This is a genomic window from Edaphocola flava (genome assembly GCF_004118155.1).
Classification (GTDB): domain Bacteria; phylum Bacteroidota; class Bacteroidia; order Chitinophagales; family Chitinophagaceae; genus Edaphocola; species Edaphocola flava.
Window position 1 is genome coordinate 96678 of record NZ_SAIQ01000004.1, and the last position, 14297, is coordinate 110974.

At 41.2% G+C, this 14297-nt stretch carries 12 protein-coding genes and 1 tRNA gene; 12 read left to right on the forward strand and 1 reads right to left on the reverse strand.

Annotated elements, in window-relative coordinates; genetic code table 11:
• From EMP01_RS12655 to EMP01_RS12670, 4 genes are all read left to right on the forward strand, one after another.
• Positions 1-657 carry a porin family protein gene (locus tag EMP01_RS12655; RefSeq protein WP_129021919.1) on the forward strand — a complete coding sequence of 219 codons (657 nt, stop codon included), beginning with the start codon at positions 1-3 and terminating at the stop codon, positions 655-657.
• A 135-nt stretch (positions 658-792) separates the two neighbouring features.
• Entirely contained in the window at positions 793-1353 is a 561-nt protein-coding gene (locus tag EMP01_RS12660; RefSeq protein WP_237559537.1) for a helix-turn-helix domain-containing protein, read from the forward strand.
• A gap of 96 nt (positions 1354-1449) precedes the next feature.
• Positions 1450-1662: a CsbD family protein gene (locus EMP01_RS12665; RefSeq protein WP_129021920.1), complete on the forward strand. Its 213-nt coding sequence runs from the start codon at positions 1450-1452 to the stop codon at positions 1660-1662.
• Positions 1663-2160: 498 nt separating this feature from the next.
• Positions 2161-3450, forward strand: a complete 1290-nt coding sequence (locus tag EMP01_RS12670) for a T9SS type A sorting domain-containing protein (RefSeq protein WP_129021921.1) — start codon at positions 2161-2163, stop codon at positions 3448-3450.
• 81 nt (positions 3451-3531) lie between these two features.
• Here the strand turns inward: EMP01_RS12670 and EMP01_RS12675 are convergent, their stop codons facing one another.
• On the reverse strand, positions 3532-4119 hold the full coding sequence (locus tag EMP01_RS12675; RefSeq protein WP_129021922.1) for a hypothetical protein: 588 nt from the start codon (positions 4117-4119) through the stop codon (positions 3532-3534).
• A gap of 157 nt (positions 4120-4276) precedes the next feature.
• On the opposite strand from EMP01_RS12675, the gene EMP01_RS12680 reads away from it, so the two are divergent.
• The 8 genes from EMP01_RS12680 to EMP01_RS12720 all read left to right on the forward strand — a co-directional run bounded on the left by EMP01_RS12680 (position 4277) and on the right by EMP01_RS12720 (position 14082).
• Entirely contained in the window at positions 4277-5647 is a 1371-nt protein-coding gene (locus tag EMP01_RS12680) for a hypothetical protein (protein WP_129021923.1), read from the forward strand.
• Positions 5648-5754: 107 nt separating this feature from the next.
• Positions 5755-6168, forward strand: coding sequence for a hypothetical protein (locus EMP01_RS12685; protein ID WP_129021924.1), 414 nt, complete (start codon positions 5755-5757; stop codon positions 6166-6168).
• Positions 6169-6174: 6 nt separating this feature from the next.
• Positions 6175-6717, forward strand: a complete 543-nt coding sequence (locus tag EMP01_RS12690) for a hypothetical protein (protein ID WP_129021925.1) — start codon at positions 6175-6177, stop codon at positions 6715-6717.
• 87 nt (positions 6718-6804) lie between these two features.
• Positions 6805-6877: transfer RNA gene (locus tag EMP01_RS12695), tRNA-Phe, on the forward strand.
• Positions 6878-7423: 546 nt separating this feature from the next.
• On the forward strand, positions 7424-8503 hold the full coding sequence (locus EMP01_RS12705) for a DUF4297 domain-containing protein (protein WP_129021926.1): 1080 nt from the start codon (positions 7424-7426) through the stop codon (positions 8501-8503).
• Between the two features lie 133 nt (positions 8504-8636).
• The gene (locus EMP01_RS12710) at positions 8637-10292 is read left to right on the forward strand and encodes a coiled-coil domain-containing protein (protein WP_202616075.1); all 1656 of its coding nucleotides are present in this window, start codon (positions 8637-8639) and stop codon (positions 10290-10292) included.
• A 660-nt stretch (positions 10293-10952) separates the two neighbouring features.
• Positions 10953-13175 (forward strand): hypothetical protein, encoded by a 2223-nt coding sequence (locus tag EMP01_RS12715; protein ID WP_129021927.1) that lies wholly within the window; start codon positions 10953-10955, stop codon positions 13173-13175.
• Positions 13176-13425: 250 nt separating this feature from the next.
• The gene (locus EMP01_RS12720; protein ID WP_129021928.1) at positions 13426-14082 is read left to right on the forward strand and encodes a T9SS type A sorting domain-containing protein; all 657 of its coding nucleotides are present in this window, start codon (positions 13426-13428) and stop codon (positions 14080-14082) included.
• Positions 14083-14297 lie beyond the last annotated feature (215 nt).

Genomic DNA, 14297 nt, shown 5'->3' on the forward strand with positions numbered 1-14297 from the left:
ATGAAAAAGATAATTATTGCGCTGCCCGCGCTACTGTTGTGGAGCAGCACTCTGGATGCCCAGCAACGGGCACAGATCGGCTTAAAAGGAGGGGTTAACTTCTCATATCTTCATACGCATGACGCAGCAGATATGAGCATGCTGGCCGGATTTAATAATGGATTCTTCGTCAGGATGCCGCTGGTCAGAAGATGGTCTTTTCAGCCAGAAATGTACTACATCACCAAAGGTGCAGATATTACATATAATAGCCCTGTTGCTGATGGCACTGCCCGGTATAAGTTTAGCTATATAGAAATGCCGGTGATGCTGGTGGCTCACATTACCCCTCGATTCAATATACAGGCAGGGCCTTATATTGCGTTCCTGCTGGATAGCGAAGTCAAAAATCAATCTGATGTTTACCTGTTCAATTACCGGGAGCATATACAGACAAGCGATTTCAACAGGTTAGATGCCGGTATAGTGCTGGGTCTTGGTTTTGACATCGGTGCCTTTGGCATTGGTACACGGTACAGCCACGGATTGATCAAAACCGGAAAGGAAAGAGACTTATCCGGCAAGATGTACCGGTTTCCTGATGCGGGCAACAGCTCAGTCATCACCTACATTTCTTACTCTTTTAGTCAGAGACGTAAGCCGGCAATCGCAGATTGATAGAGGTGTTCTGCTATGTCCTTACAAATGATCTGGCAGCGCGCTCTGAAAGTCTTATCAATATTATATCTTACTCAATTGCACACTTTCATTCGTACCTTTATGGTATAAGGTCACCATCAACAAACCGGGACAATGAAGCTCTACATAAAATATATGGTAAGCCTGCGCTGTAAGCTAATGGTGAAGGAAGAGCTTAAAAAGCTTGGGTTAAGATATGTGTTTGTTGATCTCGGAGTAATAGAAATACTGGAAGACATATCTGAGCTACAGCGGGATCAGCTAAGGGTGAATCTGTTGAAGTTGGGACTGGAACTGATGGATGACAAAAAGAGCATCCTGATTGAAAAAATTAAAAATGTAATCGTAGAAATGATTAATTATGCTGATGAATTGCCCCTGGAAAATTTTTCAGATTACATCAGCAAGCAATTGGGTTACGATTACACCTACCTCGCCAACACCTTTTCAGAGGTCAAGGGCATGACCATACAGCAATTCATCATTATACATAAGATAGAGCGTGTCAAAGAACTACTGTTGTATAACGAGCTCAATCTGACCGAAATTTCGTACAAACTCAATTATAGCAGTGTGGCCCATCTATCCAACCAGTTCAAGAAAGTAACCGGACTGTCTCCATCCTTCTATAAAAAACTCAAGCAAAAACGCAAGAACAATCTCGAAAACCTGTGATATATGTAAGTTTTTGCCCTCGATGTGTAAGGATAACCACTGTAAGATGCTCATCTTTGCATTGTAACAGTTTCGTTACAAGATAAAGAAACAAATATGGACACCAATCAGAATAAAGGAAATAATCCTTTTAAGATTACAGGTAACTGGGATGAACAATCTAAACAACTGAAAGAAAAATATACACAACTTACAGATGCAGATCTGAAATTTGAAACAGGCAAAGAAGATGCCTTGCTGACCAGAATGGAAACCAGGCTGAGTAAAAAGCGCGATGAGGTGATTCATATCATCAAAAACGTGCAGTAAGCATTTTAATAAATATTCCTATCACCTATGAAAGGTTTAATTATGTTGCTGTTTGAAGAAAGGGCAGGATTAGCTACTCTGCCTTTTTCCTTCTCAACACTAAAACAGCTTTCTGATCGGCTACACACCTTTGGATAGCACCAAACTAAATAGGATACGAATCATATACCCGCGATTCGGTCCTGGCGCACACATATAAAAGTAAAGGCTTTCAGATGTATATCTGGAAGCCTTTACTTTTAATCGATACCACAGATGATCCTTCGCCTCTGAAATCTGTGTCCCACTGTAGATCTCCTGATTTGTATGTTGTGCCAACCCAGGGCTTCTGAGCCTGAGTATAAAGCCTGCCTAGCAAAGTTTTTCTGCCTATCTGCAGATGAGGAATACCAGGCTTATGATTAGAGTTGTACTTCTTCAATTACCACTTCAAGTTTTGCTATCTGATTGTTTGTTTATTATTTCTTGATCTATATTGAGTGTATAAAAAACAATAATATGTATCAGAAATGCTATCGCCACAGCCTGTTCCTTGCAGCCATACTGGTATTCGACAGTTTGGCCATGCAGGCACAGACCATTCCCAATGCCGACTTTGAAGTCAGCACCGCTTGTCCTACCGGCCAGACACAGATTGCCCGGGCATCGGGCTGGACGAGGCCTACCGGGGGTACGCCAGACTATTTTAATAGCTGCGGGTATAATATTGGCGGCACCGTAAGCCCGAGCAGCGGCAATGCCTATGCCGGATGCTTTACCGAGCTTACTTATAGCCCTTCTGGTATCAGCAATTATAAAGAATATATTACCACCCATCTCTCGGCACCGCTCACGGCCGGGGTTACGTATACTTTCTATTTCAGTATTGCTCATCTGTACGGTGCCTCTCCAACCAATATGATACCTAATACGATTAATTATGTAGATCTGCCGGCAAATGAGCAAGGGTATATCGGTGCTGTATTTTCAACCGCGGCACCGGTTACTGCAAATACAGAAAACGGTTCGGCAAATTTCGGCGCTACTTCTCTTGTCGATGCATTTGGCAGCGGCAGGGTGCTGATCCCGGCAACGAACACGGCGGTGTATGGCACTGCCTCGCGAAATGCCTGGGTTACCGTCACGCTACAGTATACCGCAACTGGTGGTGAAGAATATATGACCCTGGGCCAGTTCCGTCACGGGATTACCTCTTTACCGGACGGACAGGGAACCTACTACCTGTTTGATAATTTTGTGCCGGTACTTACACCACTTCCGGTAAGCCTTCAGTCCTTTACAGCTACCCGGCAGGGAACAGCTGCATTGCTGTGCTGGACAACTGCTATGGAACAAAATAATAAGGGCTTTGAACTGCAACGCAGTGCAGATGGAGCAAAATGGATGCCTGTTGATTTTATCCCTTCGCGAGCTAGTGGTGGGAATAGTACAATGCCCCTGTCTTACAGTTATACCGATGTGGCACCTCTTCAGGGTGCCAATCTGTATCGTTTACGACAACTGGATGCTGACGGGCATCAGCAATACAGTGCGGTACAGTCCCTTTATGTCAACGAAGCGGCGGTGCGCATGTACCCTAATCCAGTACAGTCGATGTTGTATATCAGTGGCTTAGCTGATGGTACTTCTATTAAGTTAGTCAATATTTATGGACAAGAGATACAATCGATGATCAGTTCTGGTGCGAGCGTAAATATGGATATGTCTGTTCTGCCTGCAGGTACCTATATGGTTTATTGTACCGATGCAGCGGGTAGGGTGACTGCCGATAAAATAGTGAAACAATAGGACCGGATATCTGTTTCAGGAATCAGGTTGCATACGAGGTAACGGCCTCCGGAGTAATATCCGGAAGGCCGTTTTGTTTGCTTAGCGGTATCGCCATTGTGTGGGTGGCTTTTTGTTTTTCTTTGATGAAGCGGCAATAAATATCGCTATACCGATCAGGTTCATCAAAAACACAAATAGTATAAAGCCGCCGCCACCACTACTTCCGTGGGCATCGGATACAGGCAGGGTTATGGCAGTATCGGCTGCTGGTTTGTTTTTTGGAGGCGTATATAAACCCACGGCATCTGCCTGGGATTGTTTGTGACTCTTCTTTTTCTTCTTTTGCGGTTCTTCAGAATAAGACATCGATTGGTCTGAACTAATGCCAGCGCTGGCTGATGTATGACTATAGTTGCTTTCCTGATTGCTGTAATTTGACGTGCTGCTACTACGGCGTGTATGACTTTTATGGGTACTGCGTGCTGACGTACCGCCACTGCATACACCGCAACTACCTCCGTTAGAGCAGTGCTTGCACCGGCTGCAATTGGTACAGGCTGTGCAATAAGCAGATCCTTTGCATCGGCCTCCTGCAAAAGAAGCAGTATGATTACTAATGAGCAATAACATGCTGATTAATGCTGCACTCAGGGGGGTATGCCATCTATAGTAGTGTGCAATATTCATGATGAATTGTTTTTGATTCAGGTTTCTGAATTACAATATAATAATTTTTTACAATGATGAGAGAAAATGGGTATGTTTGATAACAAGATGCAGATCAGTTCGTTATTGTAATGGATATGCATATTACCCTAACCCCAAAATCCTGTTTTTGATCATTATGAAATGGAAAAGTATTTGTACTATATTCACTCTGATGCTGGCTATAACTGCATCTGCCCAGCAAAGACCTAAGATCAACATCAAATTTTCCAGGCTGTATGCCACTTATGAGTTTGCCAAAAAGCTGTCTGATCATTATCCCGATAATGAATATAAAAAATTGGTAGCCGGTAGTCCCGATCATGCTGCTTGTGCAAAACTGGTTCAGCAGCTGGACAGCCTCAATATCTACTATGCATTTGAGTTTCCTGACTATGCACCGGGCCAGAAGACCTCGGTGGCCACAACGACTATACTTGAACGCAACATGATCTACAGCAATAGTATAGAAGCGTTTAAGCAGGCCAGCTTTGGTATTATACCTGCTACAGAATTATTGCAGTTTGCCGATATTATCGCCAAACTGGAGCCTGTATATACAAAGCTGGTGTATGAGCCCAACAAAGATAAATTTGACCGCAAACTCGCCGATCTGGACCAGTTTGTACAGCAAACCGATCTGGGCAAGTATTTTGCACAGGGCCTGCGGTTCTACAATACACCATGGGACTTTTCCATACCTATAGATATTGCCGTGGTGCCGGGTATAGAGGATGGAGGCTTTACCGGTAAGGCTTTCTTTAATAATGCGGTGACCGAAGTGCCACTTAATTTTAACCAGAATGAAGTCCTGTTTTCTGTGCTGATGCATGAGATCTATCACACCCTCTATAACGAAGAATCTCTTGCATTTAAAAAAGAGATAAAACAATACTTCGATAATAATCCGTCGGTGAATAGCCAATATGCCTACCTGCTGCTGAACGAGGTGCTGGCTACGGCGCTGGGCAATGGGTATGTGTATGAGCAGATTATGGGCAAGCTAGATGAGGATGAATGGTATAATGTAAAGTATATCAGTGAGATGGCTAAAAAGATATATCCTGTGGTATTTGCATATGTTGCCAGTGGCCAACCGATGAACCAGGCTTTTGTCAACGGATATATTGCTATGTATGACCAGTTTTTTCCCAACTGGAATACAGAATTGCCTCATTTATTCATGTACCGTTATGTGCTGACAGACGAGGAACAGGATTTTGACTTTTTCAGAAAGAAGTACCGTTACGCAAGTGCGTATGAATACCAGACGGGCATAACAGCAACTAACCTGGAGCGCATGCGCGAGACTGCATTGACCAAAGTCATTATCATTTCCCGCGATCATAAAGCACAGCTCAACCTGGTGCGCAATGCGTTTCCGGAGCTTAAGGAGCATAAATTTAATGCCGGAAAGGAGTTTAAACACACCATATGGCTGGCAGACCGAACCAAATTAATCATCATTAATAAAAAAACGCATACTACAGAAGAATTGCTGCAGTCGTAGCGATACAATTACAGATCCTGATCTGGTGCCTTAAAGTAAACTTTAAGAAATGATCCCGCTGCTTTTCACGGAAATGTATTACTTTACAAGCTGTAAAACAGCTATTTATGAAGATGTCTAAAACACTGCTGACCACAGGTCTTTTACTGACCGCAACGGCTGCATTTGCGCAGACCGAAAAGCCCCTGAGCTGCAAAACCCTCCGCCACAGTAAGCTGGTAGCGGTAGATGAGGAAGATGAACACCGTTTTGTGCTTATCCGCGGCAAAAAACATATCGAATATTTCGGCGATAAGAAGCGCTACATTAAATCAAATATTAAATGGACCAGCGACTGCTCCTTTAAAGCTACTATGACCGAGTGTACCGTACCCAATTTTCCATTAAAAGTAGGTGCGGTGATGCTGGTACAGTTTGACGAATATAAAAGAGGGGTATGGCATGGTAAAGTCACGATAGGAGATGAATCTGTTCCTATCGAGTATGTCAATGTAGAAGAAAAAAAGAAAGATAATAAGTAATCATTTATGAAAAGACTATTCATCGTAGCACTTGCCCTTTTATGCACTATGGCATCATGGGCACAAAACAACCCTTCTGTACAGCGTAAGGGAGAATCTTTGATGCTGGACTGGCCCGATAGCGAGCACTGGAAAGTAGCCAATAACCAGGAAAATGAAGAAGTACAAATGGTGGAGCTGATACCGGAAAAAGAAACACTGGAAAACTGGACGGAAATGGGCAATATGATGTCTATAAAAGGAGCTGTGGGTGTGCCTGTAGATGTTGCTATGAATATGATGTATAACGAGGCTAAAAAGACCTCATCCAAAGCAAAGCTTACGTTTATAGAAAAAGATGAAAAGGCCGAATATCCCTGGATACTCTTTACTATAGAGACTAATGGCTTTGATGATGGGGGAGCAGCGGAATCGCAGCTATGGTATATCGTACAAGGCAAATCGGCGCTGTATACCAATTTTCGTGCGGTAAAAAAGGCGACTATCTCGCAAGCGCAGAAGCAAAAGTGGATCCGTTTTTTCAAAACAGCTAAGGTCGTAAACGGGTAGCAGGCAGGGGGTAAAATTATTTTCCCTCTTTTCTTGGAATATCAAAATCGTTTTTCTATCTTTGCACTCCCGAAAGGGAATAGTGATGGTGCGGTAGCTCAGTAGGTAGAGCAATGGACTGAAAATCCATGTGTCGCCGGTTCGATCCCGGCTCACACCACGGTGCCAAACCTCGGTTAGTGATTCGAAAAAGTTATTACTTTCAAGAAGTTCATTAGCAAAAAATTTACCCCTGGCTTTTAGTCAGGGGTTTTTTCTTTTATTTTTTAGTGTGGAGCATGAGGATCAAATTCAAAAGTTTTGGATCAATTGATCCTTGATATGCTTCTATCATGCACATTGCTCGTCATACCTTTGGAAGCTTGGCTGGTGATACTATTCCTATCCAAATGCTGCAAAAGCTGTATCGACACTCCAACGTGTCTACCACAATCGGTTATCAGTCTAACTTTATCCATTAGGAAACGGATGATGCACTAGATGCGGTAATTGGAAAGGTAAATGCCCTAAGCCCTAAATGATAAATATTAGAGAAGTTAACAATAAACGAAATAAGCCTTTGATTTTTTAAATTATTCTCTACGTTAAGTTGATAGCTTCATGGGTATATTGGTAATTTTATATAATTTAGAGCAATATTGAGAATAATTCGATGTGTAGAAATTTAATAATACAATATGAATGTATTATAAGGCTATCATAAACTATGAGTAAATCCGTAATTAATCCATTATTTGACAACCAGAGAGAAAAAGCTGGGGCAAGTACTTTTGACAAGTATTTATATCAATACCATTGGGCATTATTTAGAATTATAAAAGAGCATGATAACCAAAAAGAATATGCTGTAATTGTAGAACTTCACGAGGATGTAGTTTTATCTAGCTCTTTAGATGCTGAAAAGGCGATATTTGAGTTTAATCAGATCAAGACAAATAAGGCCTCATTCACAGTTGGAAATCTGACAAAACGAAAAAAAGTTAAATCAAAACAAGAAAATTCTGTACTCGGAAAACTCATAAGTAGTTCACATGGTAAAGTTTTTTCTGATAAAGTTTTAGATATAAACTTAGTATCAGTAAATGAATACTCATTAAAACTGAAAGAGGATAATGTTAAGCTAAATTCTATTTCTCTTTCGGATCTTCATAAAGACACTTTAAGAGATTTGACAGATGCGATTAAAGCGGAATTAGGAATTGATCCTTTACCTGACAAATTGAAATTTGTTGTATCAGAGCTGTCAGACAAGCAATTTCAAGATATAGTGATCGCCGAAATTGCGAAGGTGATTAATAATCTTTTTCCCGGTTCAAATTGTAATGCAATCAGTATTTATACTACATTATTCGATGAAATAACTCGGAAAGGCGTTATTACTGAAGATTTTCCAACTTGGGAAGAACTTATAAAAAATAAAGCATTAACATCAAATACGGTTACTCATGTTATAAATCAATTTACAGCAGTCAAAGACGAAGTGTTAATACAAGCTAAATTTACTGAAATTGCTACTGAAATGGGATTGAACACCATTACTAGGAAAAATATCGAACGAAGTTTTGTAAGATACAGACAGAGTAGATTAGGTAATAGAAGTACTTTGCAAATTGATACATGTAAGGAGATAAAGTCCCTTATTCAAAGATATGAAGATGATGGAGTGGAGAAGATAGAAGAGCTTTTAGAATTGGTAGCATCAAAATTAAGTAATATCGTTACGGATCAATTTTCTACCAATATAGATATTAAAGCGGCAATAATTTGCGAATTTATAATGGGTTAAATAATGGGTATAGAAAATTTTAAACTTTTAGTTAGAAACCTTAGACTAGGTAAACATGCCAAACTTACAATTCAAACGACTTCTAGTACTATCAAATTCCGAAAAGTCCGCAAATCAATTTCAATTCGGACCAATGAAAAATTTAATAACGGCAAAGGACAATAATGTAGGTAAGTCTACTATTGTTGAGTTATTACTTTGGACTTTAGGTTGTGAATTGCAATTTGATTCAAAATGGACAAATCGAGATTGTACAGCTCTTGTTTACTTCTCAATTGGCGATTTTGATTATTCTATACGTAGATATAAAAATCAAATTTCAATTCGAGCTGATAATGGAGAAAGGATAGATTTTCCTAAAATAACTGGAGAGTTTTCACAATGGTTTGCCGAGAAAGTGGGATTTAAAGCATTACTTCCTAGTAGGACGCAGCAATTAGAAACACCACCTCCCGCTTATTTTTTTCTTCCTTTTTATATTGATCAGAAGAAAAGCTGGTTAAGAGCTTGGGATGGATTTGAAAATCTTGGACAATATGATAATTGGAAATCTTCGATTATCAAATATCATGTTGGGTTGTTGACTCCAGAATATTTTAACATAGAGAAGGATCGTCATGATAAGAAAGGAGAACAAAAATATTTGCAAGATGACATCAAGAAGATAGATGTGACTTTAGATATAGTTGGAAAGTATATTCCGCAAATAAGTGATGCTATTACTACGGACAAGAAAAAATTTGAAAACATGACTGAAGAGATAAGGGAAGATCTAACTAGCCTCTCAATTCAGCAAGAAGCATCATTGAATGAACTAGCAAGGCTACAAGGTGAATATGCATATCAAATGCACCAGCAATCTGTTTCTTCAAGTATTATAAAAGAGTTGGATAAAGATTATCTATTTTCGGTCGAGAATATTGAGGGCGATTTAATTGATTGTCCTATATGTGGTACGACTCATGATAATTCTGTTTATAGTAAAGCGTCTATCCTTGCCGACAAACAAGAAGCAGAAAATCAACTCAATCAAATTATTTCAAATGTGAATAGTTTAGCTGCAAAAATCGAAAAAACTAACTTTAATATTGCAGATATTAGGGATCGTATCGCAATTATAAATGAAAAGTATGTGATTGAGGATGAAAATCAAAAAACAATTGTATTGTCAGAGATAATAGAGAATATAGCTGGAAAATCAATTGAATTTAAGGTCAAAGAAACACGTAATACAAAAGTCATTGAGGAAAATGAACTTAAAAATCAGTTGTCTTCGCTTAAAAAGGCTCAAAAAGATATTTTAAAGGAGATAGATGAAGAAGCCATTATGGTAGACTTCAATAATTTCTTCAATGAGTACATAAAATTTCTAGGGGCTGACGATATTAATGCGTCAGAAATAACATCTCCGTTATCATATAATAAGGTTTCAAAAGAAGGGGGAGCTGCGGAAAATGTTCGGGCTATGTTAGCTTATTATTTAACAGTTTATAATTTAATTGTAAATTATGGACAAGATATAAAAGCACCTCTAATCATAGATACTCCTAATCAACATGAACAATCCAATACTAACTATGAAAAAATCATACAGCTTTTATTGGATAAATATCCAAAGAATAACCAAATATTTCTATGTGCAATGGAAAACTCTCAGATTGATAAATATAAAACTGATGCTAATATTATTGTCTTAGATGCAAATAAAATATTGCAACAACAATTATATAATACAGTAAGGGCCGAATTTAATTTTTTTGATACTGGCGCAGATGAATTACTTCGTTAATCAGGTCGAACATAGGTCGAACAAATCGGATTTTGATATGATATAGTGTGAATTGGTATAGTTTTTATAGCGCTGATTTTCAGTTATGTGTGCTTTTTGGTATTATATGAAATCATGCATCAATGGACTGAAAATCCATGTGTCGCCGGTTCGATCCCGGCTCACAACACAAGATACAAAAGGCTTTCAGATACACATCTGGAAGCCTTTTTCTTTTCATCAGAAAACCTGTTCCGTTCAGCTATCGGCTTTGTCTTTTCTTCATATTTACAGTAATGGGAAACCTGGCTTTTTGCTCTTGATTTCCGGTTCGATCCCAGCGCGCACCACACATATAAAGCCAGATACTGCGTTGCAAATTTCTGTACCTCAAAGAGTTAAATAATCAGGGCAGGACTTGAAATTTTTATTTTATTTCTCACACCGACACGGCCTGACGTAAGCTCGCACTACTTTTACATTATAGAAACGGAGCACAATGAATCTCTTTGTTCCTGCTTCCATCAATGCCTGAGCAAGCGATATAATCATGGATATTGTAAGCGGCGCATCGATGATTTTCCCTGCTATTGCGGTATATATTAGACCGGTCGTACCCGTACCGGCAGGGCATTGTATTCCTTTTCTAAACCCTTTTATAAACCTCTAAATTAAAACACTATGTCTGTAATTATTGTAAGCGCCTCTGCGACGCTAAACACCGCATTCTTTGCCCCGGGCAACGTCTATGAATTTTATAATGACCACGATCTGCAGGCGGCGGCTATTGCCCTGCCGGCCGATGTTACGCTCCGTTTTAAAGGTGGTAGCCTCGACAATGGTACGCTTATAGGTAACGATACCATTATCGAAGCGCCAATGGCTACTATCTTTGGTAAAACCCTGGCTATAGATGCCGCCGGTACCTGGAAGATAGATCGTGCCTATTCCGACTGGTTCGATTGTTATAAGGATGGCTATTATATTGATCCTCAAACATTTGATTCTGCTACCGGAACCTATGAGTACAATGGTAATACCTATACTGCCGGTCAGTTATGCGGTGCGGTGTATAACAATGACCGTTTTATGCTGCAACAGCTGCTCAACCTCAGTGCCCTGCATACCACCATTACCGAGGGTATCTATATGGTAGACAGTGAGGGTGGAACGGGCGAGTACTTTCCCAATCAGCTGACCTGGTTCCGTAAAAAAGGACTGACCCTGCAAATTGAGGGTATTCTGAAAATGATCCCTAATGCATTTACGAACTATAACGTACTGCTGATTGCAGAATGTGACAATGTAACGCTGTGCGGATCTGGAAAACTGGTCGGCGATCTGCCAGAACACCAGGCAACCACCGGCGAAGGCGGGATGTGTCTGCAGGTAAATTCTACCACTGACATGCTGCTTGAAGGCCTGACTTTTGAGCAGGGCTGGGGCGATGGTGTGTACTACTCCTGGAGAAGATATTATAGCGTAACAGATAAGAATAATCAGGAAAAACACACCTGGAACAATGTAAAGTGCCTGTATAACCGCCGCACGGGTTTTGTTGTGGAGAAAGGCGATTATATCTCTGTGCATAACAGCGACTTCAACTACACCGGCGTGTTTAATGGTACAGCTACCTTCTCGGGTGTAGATATTGAGCCATTTGGCAGCGACGATACACCGCAGCGCTATTGTAAGGAGATCCACTTCAACCAGTGTCGTGCCAATTATAATAAAGGTACGGGCTTTCGCTTCGAAAGGCTGATGGGCGGCTCTGTAACCCATTCTGAAGCCTCATTTAACGGCGGTTCAGCCGTAGAAACCCTGCGCTGCTATGTAGTGAATGAAGATAAAGTATGGGGTGTGCATGTGACACCAGAGGACCGACGCTTCTTTGCGAATCAGATCATCATTGATGCTAATACTTTTAAGGATAACTGGGTAACCTTTACCTCTGTAGAAAGTTCGGCTCATATCACAAACAACTTCGTTCAGAATACCGGCATCTTCCTGACTGGTGCATGGCAGGAATCTGTGGTAGCCCACAATAAGGTATTCAATACCGGCAATGTGGTGTTCCTGTCCGGGCACCTGCGCAACCTGCTGATTGAAAATAACTATGTTGAGGGCATCAATGCTCCGGATGAGGGTACTGCCTCCGGCGATAACTCGGCCATCTTTGTGATCCGCCAGTGGGGTGATCCTTCAGATTTGGTGAAGAATGTAGTGTTTCAGAACAATACCTTCAAATATGCTGGCAATACGACTATTTATGGCAGTAATGACAGCCAGCCGATGCCTTACTCTTCGGTGAAAAATTACCTGTTCTTTGTCGAAGACAGAGATACGGTAGAGCCGGTAAAATTCCTGAATAACCATTTTGATGATGCCTTATGGGCACCGGAGATTAATCATAATGCCTATACTTTGTATGAAACAATGGCCGGTATTCCCAAAATCATTCAGGAAAGAACCTTCCGTGTAGAAGACCTGGAGCAGACCAGACACCTGATGAAAGGCGATATCATAGAAGCATATGGCCAGAAAGGCCTGGTGACCAGAGCTGGCTGGCTGGATATTATTGGTACCACATTTGCCAATAGCACCACCTATCAGAAATACCAGATCATTAATGATGGGTCGCACACAGGAATGTCACTGGTGGTGGGTGCCGGTACTACTGCGGCGACTGGTACTTTCCCTTACGGCTACGGCGGTAGCGGTACTGCTTCGATCAGACCGATCAACCTGGACTACCCGGTGATCGTATGGCAAAACGTAGGTACTTGTGCTGCGGGTGATCGTCCGACAGAATTCAATACACAGGGCCGTACGCTGATAGAGATTGATCCGGGTGTATCTACCCAGATGATTCAGTGGGATGGTACTGCATGGGTTGTACTGTAAGGCACATATTCATTATCTATCAATGCTGATCAAAAGGCTTCCGGGTTATATACCCGGAAGCCTTTTTGTTGATGTAAGTACAGCCTTTACAGGGTATGGAGACTGAAAGTACATCAGATCGGTTTACTCCGCGGTGGAACAATGCAGCATTCGAATATGGAGGAATCTAACATTTGTACCCGCCTGCCCGTCTATAAGAGTATATATGGCGATATGTGCGGGTATAATATAAATCATTAAATGTAGAGATATGATAAAACAGGTAAAATTGCAGCTTACGCTGTTGCTGATCATTGCCGGCTTACAGGCCCCTGCGCAAACCATTGATTCTTTTCATGTCAATCGGTTGGTCAATCCGCATGAACTGTTTGTGCGGATGCACTTCCCAGATTCCAGTTATTATATAAGCCGCACGTTCGATCGTGTAGCCCTGCTCTATCCGCCGGTCAATATTGTTACGTTTTTTTATCGTTCCTGCGATTTTGTAAAAGCCGATCCGGTAAAGGATACCCTAATACGCCTGTACACACCGGAACCTTATGGTCTGAATGTATGGCTGGTCCGTGATACGAATACAGTAGTGCAGGAATGTGATATTGTCTGGCAGACAGAGGATGCAGATAGTGTTTCCTACTATTCACCCACTACCGGTGTGGTCAGTCCGGGCAGTGACCATAAAGCATTGCAGATATATCCTAATCCTGCCAACAGTATCTTGCATGTACTGGCTGCACCGGGCTGTACATTGATCGTTTCGGATGCACTGGGCAGAAAGCAATTGCAACAGTCATTGCACAGCGCACATGAGACGGTCGATATAAGCAGCCTCTCTTCCGGCGTGTATTTCATACATTGTTACCATGATGGTCGGCTATTGCAGAGCCTTCGGTTCAGCAAATTGCCTTAAGGTATTCATATAAATTATTGGAGCAGTAAACAACATGGCCGGTAGTCTCAGACTGCTGGCTTTTTGTTTGTGCTGGTCTTAGTGTTTCGTAGATTATTAAGGTATTGAAAACTACCCGATTGCATCGGGCAGTTCATTCGTTGTCCCGATGCAATCGGGGCTGAACTTTATCGTCGTGCGTGTTTATGTTCGAATAGTTTGGGCCAGCTGTGGTT